Annotated in this window: 19 protein-coding genes; 8 read left to right on the top strand and 11 right to left on the bottom strand. The window is 38.8% G+C overall.

All coding sequences use genetic code 11. The annotated features are described in order from the left end of the window. Window positions 1-280 precede the first annotated feature (280 nt). Together MKL38_RS01585 and MKL38_RS01580 are read left to right on the top strand one after the other, a co-directional pair. Window positions 281-1,741: an NCS1 family nucleobase:cation symporter-1 gene (locus tag MKL38_RS01585; RefSeq protein ID WP_270902305.1), complete on the top strand. Its 1,461-nt coding sequence runs from the start codon at window positions 281-283 to the stop codon at window positions 1,739-1,741. 5 nt (window positions 1,742-1,746) lie between these two features. Beyond that, window positions 1,747-2,481: an aspartate/glutamate racemase family protein gene (locus tag MKL38_RS01580; RefSeq protein WP_270902304.1), complete on the top strand. Its 735-nt coding sequence runs from the start codon at window positions 1,747-1,749 to the stop codon at window positions 2,479-2,481. 70 nt (window positions 2,482-2,551) lie between these two features. Here MKL38_RS01580 and tauD read toward each other — a convergent pair whose 3' ends face one another. Genes tauD through tauA form a run of 4 tightly spaced genes read right to left on the bottom strand, consistent with a single transcriptional unit; the run spans window position 2,552 to window position 6,152 of the window. After that, window positions 2,552-3,433 (bottom strand): taurine dioxygenase, encoded by an 882-nt coding sequence (tauD, locus tag MKL38_RS01575; protein ID WP_270902303.1) that lies wholly within the window; start codon window positions 3,431-3,433, stop codon window positions 2,552-2,554. 8 nt (window positions 3,434-3,441) lie between these two features. Further along, complete coding sequence (gene tauC / locus MKL38_RS01570) at window positions 3,442-4,311, bottom strand: taurine ABC transporter permease TauC (RefSeq protein ID WP_270902302.1); 870 nt, start codon at window positions 4,309-4,311, stop codon at window positions 3,442-3,444. Beyond that, the gene (locus MKL38_RS01565; protein WP_198495992.1) at window positions 4,308-5,102 is read right to left on the bottom strand and encodes a taurine ABC transporter ATP-binding protein; all 795 of its coding nucleotides are present in this window, start codon (window positions 5,100-5,102) and stop codon (window positions 4,308-4,310) included. Before MKL38_RS01565 ends, tauC begins: the two co-directional genes overlap by 4 nt. 9 nt (window positions 5,103-5,111) lie before the next feature. Next, window positions 5,112-6,152 carry a taurine ABC transporter substrate-binding protein gene (gene tauA / locus MKL38_RS01560; protein ID WP_270902301.1) on the bottom strand — a complete coding sequence of 347 codons (1,041 nt, stop codon included), beginning with the start codon at window positions 6,150-6,152 and terminating at the stop codon, window positions 5,112-5,114. A gap of 441 nt (window positions 6,153-6,593) precedes the next feature. On the opposite strand from tauA, the gene MKL38_RS01555 reads away from it, so the two are divergent. Further along, window positions 6,594-7,778, top strand: a complete 1,185-nt coding sequence (locus tag MKL38_RS01555; protein WP_270902300.1) for a hypothetical protein — start codon at window positions 6,594-6,596, stop codon at window positions 7,776-7,778. Window positions 7,779-7,838: 60 nt separating this feature from the next. Here the strand turns inward: MKL38_RS01555 and MKL38_RS01550 are convergent, their stop codons facing one another. The 4 genes from MKL38_RS01550 to MKL38_RS01535 all read right to left on the bottom strand — a co-directional run bounded on the left by MKL38_RS01550 (window position 7,839) and on the right by MKL38_RS01535 (window position 13,297). Further along, window positions 7,839-9,305 (bottom strand): MFS transporter, encoded by a 1,467-nt coding sequence (locus MKL38_RS01550; RefSeq protein WP_270902299.1) that lies wholly within the window; start codon window positions 9,303-9,305, stop codon window positions 7,839-7,841. A 192-nt stretch (window positions 9,306-9,497) separates the two neighbouring features. Next, window positions 9,498-10,889: an LLM class flavin-dependent oxidoreductase gene (locus MKL38_RS01545; RefSeq protein ID WP_000162425.1), complete on the bottom strand. Its 1,392-nt coding sequence runs from the start codon at window positions 10,887-10,889 to the stop codon at window positions 9,498-9,500. Between the two features lie 176 nt (window positions 10,890-11,065). Further along, window positions 11,066-12,361, bottom strand: coding sequence for an acyl-CoA dehydrogenase family protein (locus MKL38_RS01540; protein WP_270902298.1), 1,296 nt, complete (start codon window positions 12,359-12,361; stop codon window positions 11,066-11,068). A 117-nt stretch (window positions 12,362-12,478) separates the two neighbouring features. Further along, window positions 12,479-13,297, bottom strand: coding sequence for a hypothetical protein (locus MKL38_RS01535; RefSeq protein WP_270902297.1), 819 nt, complete (start codon window positions 13,295-13,297; stop codon window positions 12,479-12,481). Window positions 13,298-13,950: 653 nt separating this feature from the next. On the opposite strand from MKL38_RS01535, the gene MKL38_RS01530 reads away from it, so the two are divergent. The 5 genes from MKL38_RS01530 (at window position 13,951) to MKL38_RS01510 (ending at window position 19,082) form a co-directional block, all read left to right on the top strand. Then, entirely contained in the window at window positions 13,951-15,396 is a 1,446-nt protein-coding gene (locus tag MKL38_RS01530; protein WP_045436368.1) for a cytochrome ubiquinol oxidase subunit I, read from the top strand. After that, complete coding sequence (cydB, locus tag MKL38_RS01525) at window positions 15,389-16,396, top strand: cytochrome d ubiquinol oxidase subunit II (protein WP_017389422.1); 1,008 nt, start codon at window positions 15,389-15,391, stop codon at window positions 16,394-16,396. Before MKL38_RS01530 ends, cydB begins: the two co-directional genes overlap by 8 nt. Window positions 16,397-16,411: 15 nt before the next feature. Further along, complete coding sequence (locus MKL38_RS01520) at window positions 16,412-16,546, top strand: hypothetical protein (RefSeq protein WP_003651253.1); 135 nt, start codon at window positions 16,412-16,414, stop codon at window positions 16,544-16,546. 98 nt (window positions 16,547-16,644) lie between these two features. Then, the gene (locus tag MKL38_RS01515) at window positions 16,645-18,063 is read left to right on the top strand and encodes an aminotransferase-like domain-containing protein (RefSeq protein WP_270902296.1); all 1,419 of its coding nucleotides are present in this window, start codon (window positions 16,645-16,647) and stop codon (window positions 18,061-18,063) included. 101 nt (window positions 18,064-18,164) lie between these two features. After that, window positions 18,165-19,082, top strand: a complete 918-nt coding sequence (locus MKL38_RS01510; protein WP_003651250.1) for a LysR family transcriptional regulator — start codon at window positions 18,165-18,167, stop codon at window positions 19,080-19,082. A gap of 53 nt (window positions 19,083-19,135) precedes the next feature. On the opposite strand, the gene madM is transcribed toward MKL38_RS01510, so the two are convergent. From madM to mdcH, 3 genes are read right to left on the bottom strand one after another with little or no spacing between them, the layout of a single operon-like run. After that, window positions 19,136-19,897 carry a malonate transporter subunit MadM gene (madM, locus tag MKL38_RS01505; RefSeq protein WP_016801884.1) on the bottom strand — a complete coding sequence of 254 codons (762 nt, stop codon included), beginning with the start codon at window positions 19,895-19,897 and terminating at the stop codon, window positions 19,136-19,138. A gap of 44 nt (window positions 19,898-19,941) precedes the next feature. Next, a complete protein-coding gene (gene madL, locus MKL38_RS01500; protein ID WP_231761344.1) occupies window positions 19,942-20,343 on the bottom strand; it encodes a malonate transporter subunit MadL in 402 nt (133 codons plus the stop codon). A 48-nt stretch (window positions 20,344-20,391) separates the two neighbouring features. Then, window positions 20,392-21,330 carry a malonate decarboxylase subunit epsilon gene (gene mdcH / locus MKL38_RS01495; protein ID WP_270902295.1) on the bottom strand — a complete coding sequence of 313 codons (939 nt, stop codon included), beginning with the start codon at window positions 21,328-21,330 and terminating at the stop codon, window positions 20,392-20,394. Window positions 21,331-21,338 lie beyond the last annotated feature (8 nt).

Below are 21,338 nucleotides of genomic sequence, written 5' to 3'. Positions count from 1 at the left end.
AAGATTTAACATTATAAGATTCTTTCATTCCTTTAAATTTACTCATTTTTTATAACAGATTAAGCAGACCAACTTTCATTAATTTACCTCTAAATACACAAACTATTAGTTGAACGGAAAAATTCACAAGCTTTGATTTCTGAATTTGGCATAACTTTTGCTCAATTAAGATTGTGCACAATTTAAATATCAAATTGCGCACAATCTTAATTTTATTCTTTTAGACAGAAGTCCAAAGCTGCTGAAAGTACCTACCATCTTAGGGAAGTGAGCGTTCAAGATGAATAATAGCGAAGCAATAATTAAACCTTCTTATGATGCAAAATTGACAAATCAAGACTTAGCCCCTTTAAAAAAGCAAACATGGGGTGCTTATAATATTTTTGCCTTCTGGATGTCTGACGTTCATAGTGTGGGCGGTTATGTTATGGCTGGAAGCCTTTTTGCACTAGGGCTGAATAGCTGGCAGGTACTTTTATCTTTACTCATCGGTATTGCAATTGTTCAGTTTTTTACAAATCTGATTGCCAAGTCTAGCCAACAAACTGGTACTCCCTATCCTGTTATTTGCCGTGCAACTTTCGGTGTGCTTGGTGCAAATATTCCTGCCATTATTCGTGGTCTGATTGCTGTCGCATGGTATGGCATTCAAACCTATTTGGCATCAAGTGCATTCTTATTAGTCATTTTAAAGTTCTTTCCAGAATGGTCGGTCTATGCCGATGTTTCAACTTATGGCTTTCTTGGGCTTTCCTTTTTAGGATGGATCGGCTTCATGCTGCTTTGGCTACTACAAGCTATTGTTTTTTGGTCTGGCATGGACAGCATTCGTAAGTTCATCGACTGGGCTGGCCCCGCAGTCTACGTTGTGATGTTTGTCATGGCAGTATGGCTCATCTGGAAAGCTGGATGGCAAAATATTGATTTAAACTTGAGTGGTGTTCAATATGACGGTTTTGCGGTTGTACCTGTCATGATCGGTGCTATTGCTCTTGTGGTCTCATATTTTTCAGGGCCTATGCTGAACTTTGGCGACTTCGCTCGTTACGGCAAAAGTTTTAGTGCCATTAAAATGGGCAACTTTCTTGGTTTACCCATTAACTTTCTAGGCTTTTCTTTACTTACCGTGGTTTGTATTGCAGCAACGCTACCTGTTTACGGCAAACTCATTACCGACCCAGTCGAAATGGTTGGCAAATTGGATAACACTTTTGTAGTCATTTTAGGGAGCCTAACCTTAATGATTGCGACCATCGGGATTAATATTGTCGCTAACTTTGTTTCGCCTGCCTTTGATTTTTCGAATGTTTCACCGAGCAAAATTAGCTGGCGTATGGGTGGAATGATTGCAGCAGTAGGTTCGATTTTCATCACACCATGGAATCTGTTTAATAATCCTCAAGTGATTCACTACACCATTGATATTTTAGGTGCATTTATCGGCCCACTTTTTGGCGTGCTTCTAGCTGATTTTTACCTCGTTAAAAAACAAAAAATTATGGTGGATGATTTATATACATTAGACCCTAAGGGTTTGTATTGGTACAGAAATGGTTATAACCGTTCTGCCTTCTATGCCTTAATTCCAGCTTCATTAATTCCTGTTTCATGCGTGCTTTTACCGCAATTGTCTGCCCTTGCTAATTTCACTTGGTTTATTGGTATGGGATTTGGTTTCGTGATCTACCGATTTCTTAACCAACCGCTTACTCATGCAAAATCTGTAATGACTAAGGTATAAGTACAATGAAAATTAAAATTATTAACCCCAATACCACTCAAAGCATGACAGACAAAATTGCTGCTTCTGCAAAGATAGTCGCGGGGGCTGGTAGTCAAATTATTGCAGTGAGTCCTCAAATGGGCCCTGCAACGATTGAAAGTTATTATGATGAATCCTTAAGTGCTGTAGGTGTGCTGGAGGAAATACAACAAGGCGAAAAGCTAAATGTAGATGCCTATATTATTGCCTGTTTTGGTGACCCTGCGCTTTATGCTGCCCGTGAAATTACGTCAGCACCTGTAATTGGAATTGCCGAAGCAGCCATGCGAACTGCAAGTTATGTAAGTACTGGGTTTACTGTAGTTACCACATTACAGCGGACAGTAAATATGAGCTGGCATCTGGCTCATCGCTATGGCGCTACACCATTTTGCAAAAATGTTCGAGCTTGTGATATCGCAGTTGAAGAGTTGGAGCTTCCTGACTCAAACGCTTATCGAACCATACGAGATGAATGCGCAAAAGCACTCGCTGAAGATAAAAGCGATGCGATTGTTTTGGGCTGTGCAGGTATGAGTGATTTGTGCCTAAAACTACAAAACGAGTTGGGAGTGATTGTTATTGACGGCGTTGCAGCAGCAGTTAAGCAAGCAGAACTGTTGGTTCAGTTAAATTTAAAAACCAGCAAAGTTGGTGATTGGGCCTTACCACCTGCAAAGAACTACACAGGCATATTGTCAGATTTTGGAACACACTAGAGATGAGTTACTGTTTCAATTCCAACTCAAAACACTGCGTTGGAATTGAAACAAAGAGAAATTAAAAGAATTAAACCTCGGCTAATTCTGGCTGTTGTTCCTTTTTATAAAATGGCACATCACCATTAATGGTTGCACGGTGCATGATGCGATGAGCATCGCCATAATCAAATAATGCTTTATGTTGCGTACAACGGTTATCCCAAATCGCGATATCACCATCTTGCCACTTCCAACGCAAATGAAATTGCTCTTGAGTCGCATGTTCAAACAAGGAATCAAGTAATTGCTCGCTTTCTTGCTCGGGTAACTCATTAATGCGAGTGGTAAAGCCCTCACTTACAAACAACAAAGGCTCACCTGTAACCGGATGGGTACGCACCACTGGGTGAACCACTGGTGGGTTACGCTTAAATGTTTGCAAAAGCTTTTCACGCTCTTCTTCGTTATGGGCAAAACGTTCAAGTGGAAAAGACTTACGAATATCGTGTGTTGCAGTTAAGCCACGTAATTTTTGCTGTAGTTCGAGCGGAAGGTCTTTAAAAGCTGCTGTATTACTTGACCACAAGGTGTCACCGCCTACAGGTGGAATTTTAATGGCTTGCAACACACAGCCCAATGGCGGATTTTTGCTAAAAGTTACGTCTGTGTGCCAAAGTTCATTGTCACGCAAATCTTGTTTCCAACTATCGAGCACCATCACTTCAGGTACATCTTCAATTGAAGGATAAATCGGGTGCACATGTAAGCTGCCAAAACTACGTGCCAAGTCTGCTTGTGCTTGCGGTGCTAATTGTTGCTTTCGAAAAAAAATGACCTGATGATCAAGCAAAGCCTGCTGGATTTGTTGCGTCGTCTGTTCATTTAACGCATTCAAATCAATATCGTGAATAATTGCGCCAATGGTAGGCTTGATCACTTCAATATTTAAGTTTGCTACTACTGTATTCATCTTCTTTACTACAACTGCTGACCATACCAAGGAGAAAACTGTTTTTGTAACCAACGTAAAAACAGCTCAAAACTAACTGCGACAATCGCAATCACAATAATGCCCAGAATCACCGTATCGGTAATTAAGAACTGTGCTGCCGATTGCACCATAAAACCAATACCACGGTCCGCTGCAACCAACTCCGCTGCAACCAATGTTGACCAACCTACCCCAAGACCAATACGAATACCGGTAATAATATGAGGTAAAGCTGTTGGTAAAATGACATGCCAAAATACTTGTGCCTGACTTGCCCCTAGCGACAGTGCAGCACGTTCACGATTAAGCTGATGGCTTAACACACCATGCGCACTACTAATAATGACAGGCGCCAAAATCGAGAAGAAAATCAAAAGTACTTTTGTGGTTTCGCCAATACCGAACCAAATTACGAGTAATGGCAAATAAGCTAACGGTGGGATTGGACGTAATAATTCAACCAAAGGATCTAGAACAGCACGAACCCATTTGTTTAGCCCCATCCATAAACCTAAGGGAACACCAATGACCACAGCAGCAATCAAAGCTAAAAATACACGAGAGATACTGGCTGCCAAGTGTTGCCACAAAGTAGCCTTCATAAAGCCTTCTTGGCTAACCGATATAAATTTCTGCCAGACAGCCTGTGGACTCGGTAAAAACAGTTCAGGTACGACATGCAAAGCAGTAATGAGAAACCAGAGTGCAATAACACTTCCCACACTGATTATGCTGACCGCCAAAGTTCGATGCTTCTCAAAAAATGACGATAGAAATGAAGCATTTTCTATTTTCACATTTAACTCAGGTTTAAGCTCTGCTTTGTCATATTCATAGACGTTATCTTTAGTACTCATGTGGTTAACGCCTCCTTACCGCTTTGTTTTTGTGCCCTTAAACTTTCAAATAGCTGTTCTCTAAGCTGAATAAATTGAGGGTCAGATTTAATTGAGCGAATAGACTCACCCTGACGATATCGCTTCGCAAAATCGAGATGTAGAGTTTCTACAATTTTGCCTGGATGAGCTGTCATCAGAACTAACTGATTGCTGAGCAACAATGCTTCTTCAATGTCATGAGTAATTAAAAAGAAGCTTTTATTTTGCTGAATCCATAAATCAAGCACTAACTGCTGCATGTTTTCACGGGTAAAAGCATCGAGTGCTGCAAAAGGTTCATCTAACAAAATAAATGGCGCGTGACTAATCAAAGCTCTCGCAATGCCAACACGTTGTTTCATACCACCGGAAAGCTCCCAGATATTGGCTTTTTCAACGTGACTTAAACCCACAATTTTTAAAATTGCGTTCACTTGTGCTTCGATATCTGCGCGCTTTAAACCTTTTAACTGCAAAGCGAAGCCAACATTATCTGCAACATTCAACCAAGGAAGTAATGCATGATCCTGAAACACGACTGCGCGGGTTACATCTGGTCCATTTACCACTTCATGATTTACAAGCACATCGCCTGAACTCGGCTTTTGAAAACCTGCCAAGATATTAAGCAAAGTTGTTTTACCACAACCCGACTCACCTAAAATGACAGTTAAAGAACCTTCTTCAATCGTTAGGTTAATGTCTTGTAAAACTGGCTTTTGCTGTTTAGGAAAAGTCAGATGAATATGTTTGGCTTCTAATACACTCATGACAACTCCTTAAGGCTGTAAAAATGAAGAGTTCACATTGCCTTTATAATCGGCTTTAAGTTGGTCGACTTTGCCCTGACCTTTTAAGAATTTCGCTGTATCAAAAATATTTTGCGCAAATTCACCATCTAAAGTTTGTTTTTGCTGAGCATGATCTAGGTAAATATTTCCACTTAATAAAAGCGGGATATCTTTTGGATCAGAACCTGTTAACTGAGCAATTTTCTCAACGTTATCGGCATTTTTAACGTAAGCAGCTGGGTCTTGATTATATTTTTCGAGTTGCTCAAGTGTGGTTTTAACAAAAGCTTTTAAGAAATCAGGATTTTTCTCTGCAAAGTCTTTACGTACCACCCATAAGTCGTAGGTTGGAGCACCCCATTCACCCACTTGTTTTGAATCAGTTAAAACCGTGCCAGATGCTTTAGCTTTACTTAAAGCTGGTTCCCATACATAGGCAGCATCAATATCACCACGTTCCCAAGCAGCTGAAATTTCAGGTGGACGCAAGTTAATAATTTTTACTTTGTCTTCTGGAATGTTCCAATGTTTAAGCGCAGACAATAGGCTGTAATGCGTAGTTGAAACAAAAGGTACTGCGATGGTTTTACCAATTAAATCTTGAGGGCTTTTAATGCCTGATTTATTACTTACTACCAATGCTTCAGATGCACCAAGTTTTGAGGTAATTAAAAATACTTCAATCGGTAAATCACGGCTTGCCGCAGCTGCAAGTGGGCTTGATCCAATATTGCCAAGCACAACATCACCTGAAGCCAGAGCGTTTACAACGTCTGAGCCGGCATCAAATTTTTTCCATTGAATATTACGTTGACTATGCTTTTCATATTCCCCATTTGCTTGCGCTACTTTGCTTGGGTCAACCCCTGTTTGATAAGCAATGATGACTGGTTTGCTGTCACCAACTGAAGCACTTGTATTATTGTCTTTCTTATTTTGCCATACGATAAATGCAACAATTGCTACAACCACAATTGCCGTGATAATCAACGGTTTGGTCTTTGTGCTCATAATTTCATGATCTTTCAATAATATAAGCTCATGGTATGCAGCCGGCTTTATAATGAAAAATAAAAAAATATGAGTTGCTTATCAGGTTTTTATAAATAACTTTTCCTTATAAGTTTTTATCTTTTGGTAAAAAGCAAATATCAAACAAACTTACAGATTAGAGGTAAAATTAAAATACTTATATATCAATAATTAAAAACGATATTCAAAAAATACATGATGATGAACACCTGACACACACCCTCTAATTATTTTATCCTACCCATTTCATCATTTTTGTTTTTGCTTATCGCAACCAGAGTTTTGCATCTAATTAATTTTCATTCTTTTATATAAAGTACAGATTTTATTATCTTTTTATCTTTAATCTTCTGCAAATATTGAGATTTGGACAAATCTTTTTCTGGTTTATACATGAGGCAAATTTAATTTTTATTTTTTAAGAGGAGAAAGAATCTTTTGTTTAAACATCCCAAAACTTTCAAAAAAATATTTATCGCGACAACTTTAATTACATTCAGCCTCTCAAGTCATGCAGCCCTTACCTTTGGTAATGCTGAAGAAGGCCAACTTAAAGTGAGTGGTACTGTTCGGGCTAAATATGTTTATGATTTTGACTCTGAACCTTCTACGAGTAAATTTTCCTTTAACGACGCAGTATTATGGTTAGATTACAACTCCCCGAAATGGATTGGCCGTTTAGATTATCGGGTTTATGAGTATTATGGACGTTTAGGCGATGCCAATTGGCTGACCGATGCATGGATGGGTTATAAAATTAATGACAACAGTAAAATTATTGCTGGCTTAAACCCCGTTCCTTTTGGCTTGGGTCGCTTTTGGGGAAATACTTATTATTTAGGGATTGCCAATAGTGCAGGTTGGGAAGATGTACACAACCTTGGGGTGAAATATGATTTCAATGATGGAATCAATGAAGCACAACTCGCCTTTTATCCTACCGATGGCGGTACCTATAGAGGTAAAAGCAAAGACTCAAGTCGATTTAGTATTAACCCTGTCAATGCGGATGACTCTGTACCGCAAGGCACCAATATCAAAGAAAAGAACTCCATTGTTGTTCGCGGTGCTCACACCTTTAAAAATGTTTTAGGGCAAGAAAATTTCTCTACCCAACTTGGTGCCTCTGCGTGGTATTCCACCATTGAAAACAAACGTTCAGGACAAGATGGCGATCGCCAAGTCTATTCAATTTTTAGCAATACCAATTATAACCAATGGAATTTACAGCTTTTGGCTGGTTATCAAGACATTGATAATGCCGACACTGAATATAAAGACCACCTGACTTTAGGCGGTTTCGATTATTCATTTAACTCTGCAACCAAAGGTCAGATTTATTCAGCCGAACTCAGCTATTTATTTCCTCAGCAGTTTGGCCCAATTACCTCTGTTCGTCCTTACCTAAACTATAGTTCTTATCGAAAAGAACAAGATGGCTTTAAAGACTCCACCCGTTTTATACCCGGCATTGCGTTTAACTATCAAAAATTGACGGTACAAGCCGAGTTGCTGATGGGCAAACATGACCCATACTTAGGAGATAGTGAAGGCCTTGCAGCTGGTGGAACCAATGATAAATGGAACAAAAAAGCGTTTGTGATTTTTGCTTATTACTTCTAATTCTTAAAACAAAGGCCAACAGGTGTTGGCCTTTGTTTTTATCTAAAAATTTAGATTTAACTAATCAATTACAGGTGAATTATTAAGTGGAAGTTCTGGACTGTTTTCATCAATCACATCGACATCTTGAGCGGTAGGCTCAAACTTAATCAGTAGTCCAATCACAATTAAAGGAATAAACGCAAAGATAGAAATAATCAGATAAACATCGGTTTTATATCCCGCCATCCAAATTGGTAAAACAAACAAAGCAATTGCTTGAGCCACTCCAGTTACGGCACGGTTAAATCCGACCCCTACGCCACGAATCGAAGCCGGATAAGCCATGGTCGGATAGACCATCATTTGCGCACCCGGTCCAAAACCTTCAGCAAAGAGCCACAAACCGAGCATGCCAATGGCAGTGTAGAGTAAAAAGCTATTACTAGGTTCACCAATTAATGCCAATGCAATGAGGGCAATAAACTGAAGTAAAAAACCTGTGAGAAGCACATGACGAGATTTGAATCTGCTGGCGACAAACACACCTAATAGCCCACCCGTAAATGCAAACAGTAAATTAAGCCCAAGTGTGGTGGTAATGGTCGTCAAAACATCTGTATGAAAGAACCGTGTCAAAATCGAAGGTAAAAAGAAGGCAATGGTGGTGTACTGAAATGCCACCGAAATGTGAATCACAATGGCCACAATCGTTCTTGGCAAATAAGTTTTATTAAATAAAACCGCAAAACCCTCACGCTTTTTCTTTTCAGCAGTTCTTTCTACTTTTTCGACTGTGGCGACTGCATTAATTGCATAGGACTCTTGTAAAACTTTAGCTGCCCCTTTTAAATCACCTTGGTTGGCAAGCCAGATTGGTGATTCAGTTAAATATTTACCGCGAATAAAAATAATGAGTAACGCTGGCACTGCTCCAAAAATTAAAGATGCTCGCCATAACCAATTGCTGTGCTCAGGTGGTAAAAGAAAATAAAGCGCCAGAACTAGACCAAAACAGACAGAAGAAGCCGCATACCACATTGGGCACCATGCCGCTAAACGGGCAGCTTTATTGCTATTGCCGTTAAATTTGGAAAATTCAGATAAGTAGGACATTGCAACGGGTAAATCGATCCCGACACTAATTCCCATAATAAATCTGGCTAAAATTAAAACCCAAACATTTGGTGCAAAGCCTGCGACAATTGCCGCAATGACAAAGAGCACCATGTCAGCCATAAATACTCGATAACGGCCGATTTTATCCGTTAGCCAACCGCCAATTAAATTACCAACAATGGTTCCACAGACAATTGCTGAAGCCACCACACCCGTCATAACGGGACTTAAAGAAAACTCTGATATGACTTGCTCAATACCAAATGAGAGCGTTGTTAAATCATAGGCATCAATAAACACACCAATGAGTGCCAACCAAATGACTTTATTAGACTTGCCCTTCCCTGCAAACTTGGAAATTAATTGTGAAACATCATCGGGAGATTTAATTTCATAACGCTGGTTATGATCGAGTTCTTGTGTGCTCACTTAATAATTCCTGTATTTTAATCACAGAAACAAAATAATGATTATTCACATAATACAAAAACAAATTAATCTGATGTTTTAATCTAAATTATAGAATTATCTTTTCATTATTAACTCAGCAATAAAACCGATATAAAAGATAAAATAAAAGCTGGTATTTAACCAGCTTTTATTTAAAGGTTTTCCAAAAGATTAACTCGCCTCAGCAAGTTTTAACTCTTTTAGATTACGATATTTTGCACCGCGGTGATTTTCAGGTAAATAAGGACCTGCACCAAATAATTTTTCTCTTAATGTCCCTTGTGCGTACGAAGTTTGATATACCCCTCGTTTTTGTAACTCTGGAACAATAAACTCAACTACATCGGCAAAGGTTTGATGAGCCAAAATATAGGCTAGATTAAAGCCATCAACATCGGTATCTTCAACCCACTGCTGTAGGGCATCGGAAACTGTTTCTGCCGAACCCACCAATACTGGGCCATTACCACCTAAGCTGTTCCAGTTTGCAATTTCCTCAATCGTCCATACACGCTCTGGATCTGCATTTACATAAGAGTCTAATAAAGATTGAATCGCATTGGTTTGAATATATTCAACTTTGTCAGTTGGTTGATATTGTGAAAAATCGACACCAGACCAGCCAGACAGCAATGTTAAAGCGCCATCATAGCTTCCATAGCTTTGATATTCTTTAAACTTAGCCTGTGCTTTTGCATCGGTTTCATCAGTGACAATCGACAAAAGTGCATAAATTTTGACAGAGTACGGGTCGCGACCTTCTTGAGCCAGTTTTTGACGAATGCCTTGCACGACTTTTTTAGTGGCAATTTTAGACGGCGCTGCAATAAATACACACTCAGCATTTTGACTAGCAAATTTCTGCCCGCGTGAGGAAGCACCTGCTTGGTAGAGTACTGGTGTTCGCTGCGGTGATGGCTCACAAATGTGGATGCCCGGTACAGTAAAGTATTTACCTTCATGCTGAATTGGATGCACTTTTTTATGGTCAGCAAAGATACCGCTTTCACGATCACGAAGTACCGAACCTTCTTCCCAAGAACCTTCCCAAAGTTTGTAAAGGACTTCTAAATATTCATCAGCAATATCATAACGATTGTCATGATTGACCTGAGTTTTTAGGCCTAAGTTTTTCGAGCCACTTTCCAAATAAGAAGTCACGATATTCCATCCAACCCGCCCTTTGGTTAAATGGTCTAGGGTACTAATACGTCTAGCAAAAGGATAAGGATGCTCAAAGGAAATGGAAGTCGTTACACCAAAGCCCAAGTGCTTTGTGACTGCCGCCATCGCTGGTACAATCTGCAAAGGATCATTGACCGGAACCTGCACTGCGCCTGTTAAGGCATGTTCAGCACTCTGATGGTAAACGTCATAAATCCCCAACACATCTGCAATAAAAATACCGTCAAAAAAACCGCGTTCCAAAATTTGTGCTAAATCTGTCCAATATTCTAAATCTTTATATTCAACAGAGCGATCTTGGGGATGTCGCCATAATCCAGGAGATTGATGCGCAATACAATTCATTTCAAAAGCATTAAAACTAATCTTCTTAGTCATAAAATATCAACCAGCATTTTAATTAATTTTATACTAAAACAATTTTTATCTATTCTTTATAATATAAACCCCAAACAAAATATGATTTTATTCTAATAGGTTTTTATAAATTATTTTAAAAACAAAAAATAATATTAAGCCGCTAAAACTAGCAGCTTAATATCTAAAATTTTAAATTATTGTTTAGCAACGTTACCAATTCGCCACTGATAAGGCGGTAATGTTCCATTCACACTAAAATCACCTACTATTCGATTTTTAAACACTCTTGGGTTATGTGAAGATAAAGTTCGTACATTTCGCCAGTATCGATCTAGACCTAAATCTTTGTCTGTCGCCGAGGCACCTAATGCATCAAATAAAATGGTAGATGCGTTTAAGATTAAATCGGTAATAACTGTTTGAGACTGTGCACTTTCAAGCTCGGCAAGTGCATTTTGCTCTTCTTCAAGCTGCTCATTATTTTGAAATGCAGCTAAGTAAGCACGTTGTAAGCTTTGTGCGACTTTTTCAACAATCGCCCCTGCACTGTAAGCCGCGCCACGGATTTGGCCTACTACTTGTAAAATTTGCGGGTCCTGTTTTACAAATTGAGCATTCGCATGAGTGTAGTTTCGGGTACGTTTAGCAACAGCTTGTGAAACCTCATATGTCGCAGCTCGTCCTAAACCAGTAATGATTGCCAGTTGCACAAGTTGATAATAAGCAGCCGAATATTTAAAACGATCATCATCAGGTAAGATTTCAGCTTCATCGACTAATACATTATGGAAATATGCTGTACCACTTGCAGTGAGTTGCTGACCAAAGCCATTCCAGTCATCAACAATTTCGACACCTTCATCTTCACGGCGCACAACGACTGAGCCAGATTCCCCATTTAAATCTGTCACACCAACGTCAACCCAGTCCGCATATAGGCTACCTGTGGTGTAGTATTTTTGACCTTTAACTCGAATTTTTCCGTCAGCATCCCGATACAAATGAGTTTCGAATTGGTCGATTGATTCTTTCCCACCTTCAGACCAAGCACTGCCAACGGTTTCACCATTTGCAATCCGACTTAACCAGCGCTGTTGAAACTCTTTATTTTTGCTGACTAACACATCTTCAGTGAAACCGAAGTGCACCCGCAACGCTTGCGGTAAATTTGAGTCTGCTTCTGCAAGTTCAATTAACAATGCAAATAATTCAGGAATAGTTGCCTCAAAGCCACCATGGGCTTTAGGAAGGCGTAACCGTGTAAAACCAATATCTTTGAGCCACTGAAGTTGTTCATATGGCAAAATATGCTGTTGCTCACGGATTAAAGCCCCTTCTTTAATACGGGCAAAAGTTGGTCTGAAATTTTTTGCCAATTCATCATAACGTTCAGAAGGCCCTTCACCCCATACCCGAGAAATGATTGAGGCCTGACTAAGTGCTGCATGCGTTAGTGAACCGAGATGATGCTCAAAATTTAGATTTGTCATGTAAGTAAAACCAATATTGCTTTGCTTTTACCATAAAATATTTATTTCACATGAAAACGATTATTTTTTTATAACAGTATTCATTCTTCATATAACGCCAGAAAATGCCTACCAACATTAAGCGATCTCTTTCTTTTGAAGACTATGCTGACTTTGCAATAAGGTTTGCATATATTCTGAATAGACAGATAACTTCTCAAAAATATGTTCCGAATAAAACATATCATCAATTAAATGGGTCATTTGAGAGGCGGTGAAAGTATCGCATAAGCCTACAAGCTGTGCATTTAGCTGGGCAAATTGGGCACACAATTTCACATAGGTTTCATCTTTATTTTTAAATAATAATTGACGCATATCTAAATCATTTAGATCGTTTAAACTAGTATTTTGTTGAGGATTAATCCAATAAATTTTGACTTTTAAAAACAATGCAAGCTCTTCTAAATGCTCTAGGTCTATATCTAAATTTGTAATTAAAAAAATGGTGGAGATATCACTTCGGCACAGCGCTTTGATTAAGCTTAAATAAATAAACCCAACTTCACTCAACTGTGATAATTCTAAATCTAGATATATTTTTAGACTTTCAAGAACTTCATCTACTTTAAACAAAACTTTCTTTTCGGCTTGATAATATTTATTGAGAATAGCAAGAACGGGCTTTGTCGCTGGTGTTGTATAAATAGCAGGCTTATTGAGGTTAGCAAAAACAAAAGGTGAAAATAGATAAGCCAAACTGCTTTGCTGTGGATGAATATGTGATTGAATTAAATAAACAGTTTGAGATTTAGAAAAGTCTCTTAAGACTTTTGCTCTTAATAAGGTTGCTTCAAGATTAACATAGGCCTGCTCTAATTGAGCCATTATAGGTGATGGAATAGCCTGATTTTTAATAATTTTATTTAGGATATTGAGTTGAGAAGTGATAAACATTTTTTAACATCCAAGCTATTTTAGAAGAGCTACACTTAAACCAAGGTCTTTAATAACCTACGTAACAACCAGACCTCATACAAAACAACAAGGGAATAGACAAGAAGAAATTTATCCTGTGCTCATATGTAACCCCAAAGTCGCATTCATAGTATTTTTGAAGATTGATTTTGGTTAGCCATAAATCTTGTTCATTTTTATTTTGGACTTTAGATGAATGGATATATAGCTACAGATAATTGAAAAAAAACTATAGCACCCATAATAATGACTTCGGACTGTTATAGTTTTATAAAAAATTTCTGTATCTACATATACAAAATGAGTGAGTGCATGATTAAGAAAACTTCTTAAGGTAGGTAGTTTTCATGAAACGATCTATGGTTCATCGTCAGATATTTCATCAATGTTTCAATGCAACATGCATTTTTACAAATGCAACATCAAGCATGAGCTTTGTTAACAGATTGAGAACAATCAATCGGTCTATTCTATTGAAATATCAAGCAATTATATTACTTCGCCCTTCTGGCATTTTACTTGCTAAGAACATTTATCACAGAAGTAAGTTCAATCGTCAGAATACTTTATTGCCTGAAAATAAGTATTTAACACAATCAATCATCATCAGCTAGTTCACAGGGGGAATGTATATGAGCCTCGGTCTAACCGCTTTAGAATTAGCACGAATACAATTTGCTTTCACAGTATCCTTTCATATTATTTTTCCAGCCACCTCCATTGGTCTTGCCTGCTTTTTAGCAGTTTTAGAGTGGAAGTGGTTAAGAACCCAAAACCCGATTTATAAAGATCTATTTAAATATTGGATCAAGATCTTTGCCGTTGCCTTTGGTATGGGTGTGGTCTCGGGCGTGGTCATGAGTTATCAGTTCGGTACCAACTGGAGTGAGTTTTCTCGTATTGCAGGAAGTATTACCGGTCCTTTACTTACCTATGAAGTCTTGAGTGCCTTCTTTTTAGAAGCTGGTTTCTTAGGCATTATGTTATTTGGTTGGGGACGTGTCGGTCCCAGAGCCCATTTCTTTGCCACACTTATGGTTGCGATTGGTACCTGTATTTCCATGTTCTGGATTTTATCATCCAATAGCTGGATGCAGACCCCTCAAGGCTTCGCTATAGAAAATGGCATTATTGTGCCAAAAGACTGGTTTGCAATTGTCTTTAACCCATCCTTCCCTTACCGCTTTGCCCATATGGGTGCAGCAGCCTTTTTAGTTTCTTCTTTATTAGTCGTAGGAACTTCTGCATGGCACTTAGTGAAAGGCCGTCGTGATGAATTGGTAAAAAAATCGTTCTCGATGGGTCTATGGATGGTGCTTGTGACTTCATGTTTGCAAGTCGTAATTGGTGATAATCATGGTTTAAATACCCGTGAGCATCAACCAGCCAAACTAGCAGCGATGGAAGGTCATTGGGAAACGAATCACAATGAACCTATGCCACTGTTACTCTTTGCAATTCCAGATATGAAAGAAGAACGAAACCATTTTGAAGTGGGTGTTCCATATTTAGGTAGTTTAATTTTAACTCACAGTTTAGATGGCCAAGTTACAGGTTTAAAAGATTTCGCCCCTGAAGATCGACCAAACTCAACTATCGTTTTCTGGAGCTTCCGTGTGATGGTCGGGCTTGGCGTACTCATGGTCACGCTGTCTTTAATAGCCCTTTGGTTACGTAAGCGTGGAAAACTCTATGAAACTTCATGGTTCCATAAGTTTGCTTTAGTGATGGGGCCATCTGGTTATATCGCCATGCTTGCAGGTTGGGTGACTACTGAAGTCGGCCGTCAACCATGGGTGGTATATGGCATCCTAAGAACTAAAGATGGTTTATCTCATACTGTATCGGCAGAACAAGTCGGCCTTAGCCTATTTATTTTTGTAGTGGTATATACCATCGTTTTTGGTAGCGGTATCTACTACACCTTAAAATTGATTAATAAAGGCCCTGTATTTATCGATACGCCAAATATGGAAGCAGGCGGTGTTGGACACTTTAAAACACCAATGCGCCCACTCAGTGCTGTCGATGAAAACATTGACAGTAAACAAAATTCTGGGGAGAACCGTCATGATTGATCTTTCTTTAATATGGGTCGGTATTATCGGTTTAGGTGTCCTGATTTATGTCGTAATGGATGGCTTTGACTTAGGAATCGGGATCATGTTCCCTTTCATTAAGAACAGCCAAGAACGTGACGTGATGATGAATACCGTAGCCCCTGTCTGGGATGGCAACGAGACATGGATGGTACTCGGCGGAGCTGGTCTATATGCTGCATTTCCACTAGTTTACTCAACGGTTTTATCGGCACTGTATTTACCTATTATTTTTATGGTAATTGCCTTAATTTTCCGTGGAGTCGCATTTGAATTCCGCTTTAAAGCTCATCGCACCAAATACCTTTGGGACTTAGCTTTTATTTGGGGTTCAGTTTTAACTAGCTTCCTTCAAGGCATCATCTTGGGTGCCTATATTCAAGGCATTAAAACCACCAATGGTATTTTTTCTGGCGGATCACTTGATTGGTTGACACCATTTACCTTCTTTACTGGTATTGGTGTAGTTGCCATGTATGCCACTTTAGGATGTGGATGGCTTATTTTAAAAACCGAAAAAGGCCTACAGCAACGTATGTATGAGCTTATGCCAAAGCTGATTATTGCATTGCTCATTATTTTTGGTGGAGTGAGTTTATATACTCCGTTGACTCATCCTGAAATCGCAGATCGCTGGTTCTCTTTACCGAATCTGTTCTATTTTAGTCCTGTACCTATTTTGGTTTTATTGTTTGTTGGCCTGATTTTATCGGCGTGTAAAAAGCAGCAACATGACCTTAAACCATTTATATATACGCTAGCCCTCGTTTTCCTTGCATTTACAGGTTTTGTGATTAGTTTGTGGCCTTATATTATTCCGCCATCAGTCACCATCTGGCAAGCCGCAGCTCCTCATTCAAGCCAACTGTTTGCTTTGGTCGGTGCGCTCATTCTGATTCCAATCATTATTGCTTACACTATTGTGTCTTACTGGGTATTCCGAGACAAAGTACGTGTAGGTGATGAAGGCTATCATTAAAGTTAGGAGGGTTTTATGAAAAATTTATCTTCTAAACTGTCTCAAACCCAATGGTTTATTTTGCTATGGCTAGGTGGTTTTTTAGCATTAGCTGTTATTGCTGGTTTGTTTAAAGTGATATTGATTTATGCAGCCCCTTACCTAAAGTAAACTTATTTTCATAAGCAAATGCCGTTTGTAGATTCTACAAACGGCATTTATTATTGATTAAGCGCATCTTTCATTTTGTCATTTCGTGCAGCCAATACATGTATAAATCAGAACAACTTGCCCATAGCATTCGCCAACTCATTGAGAGCGGCACTTTAAATGCACACGAGAAATTACCTTCTTTAAGAGATCAGGTGCAACGCTCTGGTTTTAGTTTAATGACGGTAATGAATGCTTACCAAGAGCTTGAATCACAAGGTTTGATCTATTCCAAAGAAAAATCGGGATACTTCGTTGCCGAGCAAATTACGCTTAAACCTTTAGAACAATATTCTGTTGTTTCACTCAATTCTAAAATTGAAATTAACTCTTTAGTTTTTAAATATCTTAAATCGATTCAACATGAGTCTGTCATCCCTTTTGGTTCGGCCTTTCCCGATAGTCAGCTTTTATATGCACCAAAACTCATTCAAATTATGGGGCAACTTGCCCGCCAGAAACAAAGTTATGACCAGACTACGAGCCTACCTCCGGGTAATTTAGCTTTACGAAAACTCATTGCTCAACGCTACTGTATGCAAGGGATTCAAACCGACCCAGATGACATTGTCATTACATCTGGAGGATTGGATGCGCTCAATCTTTCTTTACAAGCAGTTGCTCAGCCAGGCGACTATATTTTATTACAGCAAAACGTATTTTATGGCGCTTGGCAGGCAGCAGAACGTTTAGGGCTAAAAGTTATTACCATTCCTGAACATCCTCAACATGGTTTTGATCTAGAAGCTTTTGAACAGGTCATTAACAATTATCCAATTAAAGTATGTTGGCTCATGCTCAATAGCCATAATCCAATTGGGTTTACAGTCAGCGATGACATTAAATATAAAATTGCCAAATTGCTTCATGAGCACCAGATTTATTTAATTGAAGATGATGTCTACGAAGAGCTGTTTTATGGCGGACAAAAGCCTCTTTCAATGAAGTATTTTGATCAACAAAATCTGGTGCTTCACTGCTCTTCGTTTTCTAAAACTCTAGGTGCAGGTTTTCGGGTCGGTTGGGTCTATGCGGGGAAGTTTTCAGACCATATTCAACACTTACAACTCATGAGTACCATTTCAGTAAATGCACTCATTCAAAATGCATTGGTCGAGTTTTTGTCTCATCATCACTATGAAAAGCACTTACGTACTCTCAGGCTTTCACTTGAGCGTTATAAAAAGCAGTTTTATCATTATTTGAAACAACACTTACCTAGCTCTTGTGAAGTGTATTATTACCCAAGTGGTTATTTTCTTTGGGTAAAGCTGCCGAATAGTTTAGATAGTATGCAAATTTATGAAGAGTTAATTCAACAAAACATTGGGGTAGCTCCAAGCCCATTGTTTAGTGTTTTACCCGCGCAGCAGCATTATTTAAGAATCAACTGCTCTTTTGAATCAACACCAAAAATCCAAAGTGCGTTAGAACAAATCATTAAGACAATTCAACAACGGGGTGAAGCTGTTTCTTAAATAAAGTACTTCGACCTAAGCACAATTTTATAGTGGCGGTTTTGTGGTAACTTTATAGCTTAAATCTATATTTTTAAAGGAAACAGGTTCAAGGAATTAATATGGAAATTGATGAAGAACTCACCCTTAAAAAGATACAGATTTTTTTAGCATTTATGCGCTGTGGCAATTTATCTAAAACAGCGACAGAAATGGAGCTTAGTAATGTCAGTGTTCACAAAGCATTGCACTCTTTAGAAAGTGCTTTGCGTTGCCCACTTTTTAAAAATGAAGGACGTAATCTAATTCCTTTAAAAAGTGCCTATGTATTTGAAGAACGCGCACAAAAAATCGTACAGGACATTTTTATAACCGTTAATAAAACCAGAGAAGCTGCTGGCTTTGCGGCAAAAGTTTTACATTTAGGTTCTCTTTATTCTTTGACTGTCAAAACAATTCCAAATGTGATTAGTGGTCTTAAGCTCAGACGTAGTGAACTAGATATTCAACTGTTACTCAGCTCAAATCAGGATTTAGTTAAAAAGCTTAAAGCAACGGAACTTGATGCGATTATTGTGGCTTTAAATGAAACCACTCAAGATGATGACTTTGAAATTTTGCCGATGTTTTCAGATGATATTTTTCTGGCGGTAAACAAAGATTCTAAATATGCAGAGTTTAAAGACATTGATTTAAGTTTATTAAAAGAAGAGACCTTCCTCACTTTAACCAAAGGCTTTGCGACCCATAACGATAGCGATATTATTTTTAAGAAAGCAGGTTTTTCACCTAAAGTTGCTTTGCAAGTGAACGATATTTTTACCTTAATTAGTATGGTCAGTTCAGGTGTTGGCTTTGCCCTTTTACCGGGTCGTATTTCTGCGGTTTATGAAAGCTCAGTTAAGCTTATTCCCCTAAAACAGCAATATCATATGCAACAAGAAATTGGTTTGGTCTTTCTAAAAAGTAAAGAACGAGATCCAAACTTACTCGCACTGATTGCTGAGTGTCGTATGTTTGCTTCTAATTTTAAAAGATAAATATCGGCAACTTATTAAATCTAATAAGTTGCCAGTATATTGGACTCGCTTAACTATGCAAAGATTGCATTAACTGTTAAGAAAAATAGGGATGGCCCAAGTAAACAACCAAGTCCTGTGTAGAAGGTTGCAACTAAAGCACCATAAGGGACAAGTCTTACATCTGTTCCAGCTAAACCGGCTGCCGTACCGCTTGTTGTTCCAGCTAAACCGCCAAATACCATGGCTGAACGCGGGCTTTTTAGGTACATGAACTTTGCAAGAAGTGGTGTGCCAACCATAAAAAATACAGACTTGATTAATCCAATCGCAATAGAAAGTGCGATTACATCTGAACTTGCACCAATCGCTGTTCCTGTAATTGGACCAACAATATAAGTCATTGCGCCTGCACCAATAGTCGTCATTGATATTGGATCTCGATATCCCATCACCCATGCGACCATTACACCAATAGCAAATGGTACAACGCAACCAAGCACTAATGCGATTAAACCAATTTTTCCTGCTTTTTTAACCTCTTTTACATCAACTTCAAATGCAGTTGAAGCAATAGCTAAATCTCGGATCATTGCTCCACCAAGCAATGCAAACCCAGAAAAAATCGTGATGTCAGAAATGCCCTTCGTTCCTTGCGTATAAACTCCTGCAAAATAGGCAACAACCAAACCTAAAGTAATCGCAATTGCAGAGCTTTGCAGTTTTCCTTTCGTCAAATATTTTGAGAGTAAATGGGAAACAAACATCATTAAACCAGTGACTGCAAGTGCAGTGACTAATGCATTTTTAGATAACACAGCAATTATAGCGTCCATCATTTAAATCCTTTTTGATTGAACTTTTTATAGTTTATATATGCTTAGGCTATTTTCTCATTGGTTTCTATAGTCCATTCATAGGTTTCATAATCGCCACTAATTCTATTTAAATAACGGATGACTAGAACCGTACCAATTAAAGAAGCAATAGAAACAATTAGTCCTAGCATTCCTCCAGATAGGGCAGCAACGACATTTTGACCTGCCGACATCGCAACCACGATTGGAATATACATACCTGACCAATATAAAATGCCAAATTGTGTGACTTGAGGTAAGTAACCTTTTTTTGCCAATAATTCTTTAGATAAAATCAAAAAAATCATTGAAATAGCAACTCCACCCACATTGGCTTTCACACCTAATAAGATGCCTAAGGTATTACCCAGATAATCGCCTAGTAAGTGGCAGATCGCTAATATTGCTGTTCCATATATAATCATGACAATCCCTCATATCCTTGGATCATTTATGCTTTTGTAAAATCAGATTCAAAAAGAAAAACTATTGTCTTGTTCTTTTTGCATTGCCATCTGAATGCTATCTATGCGTGTTCCTTGAAAAGACAACACGGTTCCTTCTTTAAATGTTCGACGTGCAAGTGTAGTAAGTACCGTTCCCGGTAAAGCTTCGATCTGCAACCTCACACCTCGCTCCCATGCAGCTTGGATGGTACTTTCCCAATCTACAGTTCGACTCATATTAAAAGCTAAGTCATCACCAATCTGTTCTGGTCTGCTAAGCGTACGAGCCGTTGTACCACTTAAATAACGTATTTTAGGCTGCTTTAAAGTCACTCCCTCCATAGACACTGCAAGTTGCTCTGCTTGCTGACTTAATAATTCACAGTGCGATGGCACCGATACATCTAATTTTTTTGCCACCACGCCTTGTTGCTTTGCCAAAACAGCAACTTGATTCATGGCTTCAAAACTTCCTGAAATAACGATCTGGTTATGTGCATTAATATTGGCGACAAACACCTCTGGCGTTATTTCATAAATTTGTTTTACCCATGCTTCTACAGTTGAACGATCTGTACCAATTAAGGCAGTCATGCCATATCCAGTTGGATATGCGTTTTGCATGAGCTCCCCGCGATAGGCAACTAAGCGAATGGCATCTTCATAGGTTAAAACCCCTGCCACAACCGCTGCCGACCATGCGCCAATCGATAGACCCGCTACATAATCAGGTTTTAAGTTCTCGGCAGCTAATAAAGCTGAACTTACTACCCCTGAAATGAGTAAACAAAGCTGTACGGCTCGCGTCGATTGCAATGCAGCCGAACTGTCTAGCATCAAGACATCTTCTTTGAGTGCATCCGATGCACGCTCAAGATATTCTTTGACCAGAGCGCTTTGTGGTAGGTCGTGCAACATATTGCTTCGTTGCACACCTTGTCCCGGATATACCCAAAGTGAAGCCATGATATCTA

Source organism: Acinetobacter sp. AOR14_HL, from assembly GCF_027855175.1.
Lineage (GTDB): Bacteria > Pseudomonadota > Gammaproteobacteria > Pseudomonadales > Moraxellaceae > Acinetobacter > Acinetobacter calcoaceticus.
Note: the sequence above shows the minus strand (reverse complement) of the source record. Positions and strands in the feature narration are given on the sequence as shown.

Coding starts and splice junctions, on each gene's coding strand:
- cydB (WP_017389422.1), top strand. CDS start 15,389: ATGATTGATCTTTCTTTAATATGGGTCGGTATTATCGGTTTAGGTGTC.
- mdcH (WP_270902295.1), bottom strand. CDS start 21,330: ATGGCTTCACTTTGGGTATATCCGGGACAAGGTGTGCAACGAAGCAAT.
- MKL38_RS01585 (WP_270902305.1), top strand. CDS start 281: ATGAATAATAGCGAAGCAATAATTAAACCTTCTTATGATGCAAAATTG.
- MKL38_RS01530 (WP_045436368.1), top strand. CDS start 13,951: ATGAGCCTCGGTCTAACCGCTTTAGAATTAGCACGAATACAATTTGCT.
- MKL38_RS01545 (WP_000162425.1), bottom strand. CDS start 10,889: ATGACTAAGAAGATTAGTTTTAATGCTTTTGAAATGAATTGTATTGCG.
- madL (WP_231761344.1), bottom strand. CDS start 20,343: ATGATTATATATGGAACAGCAATATTAGCGATCTGCCACTTACTAGGC.
- MKL38_RS01540 (WP_270902298.1), bottom strand. CDS start 12,361: ATGACAAATCTAAATTTTGAGCATCATCTCGGTTCACTAACGCATGCA.
- tauC (WP_270902302.1), bottom strand. CDS start 4,311: ATGAGTACTAAAGATAACGTCTATGAATATGACAAAGCAGAGCTTAAA.
- MKL38_RS01535 (WP_270902297.1), bottom strand. CDS start 13,297: ATGTTTATCACTTCTCAACTCAATATCCTAAATAAAATTATTAAAAAT.
- tauD (WP_270902303.1), bottom strand. CDS start 3,433: ATGAATACAGTAGTAGCAAACTTAAATATTGAAGTGATCAAGCCTACC.
- MKL38_RS01580 (WP_270902304.1), top strand. CDS start 1,747: ATGAAAATTAAAATTATTAACCCCAATACCACTCAAAGCATGACAGAC.
- MKL38_RS01515 (WP_270902296.1), top strand. CDS start 16,645: ATGTATAAATCAGAACAACTTGCCCATAGCATTCGCCAACTCATTGAG.
- MKL38_RS01520 (WP_003651253.1), top strand. CDS start 16,412: ATGAAAAATTTATCTTCTAAACTGTCTCAAACCCAATGGTTTATTTTG.
- madM (WP_016801884.1), bottom strand. CDS start 19,897: ATGGACGCTATAATTGCTGTGTTATCTAAAAATGCATTAGTCACTGCA.
- MKL38_RS01510 (WP_003651250.1), top strand. CDS start 18,165: ATGGAAATTGATGAAGAACTCACCCTTAAAAAGATACAGATTTTTTTA.
- MKL38_RS01565 (WP_198495992.1), bottom strand. CDS start 5,102: ATGAGTGTATTAGAAGCCAAACATATTCATCTGACTTTTCCTAAACAG.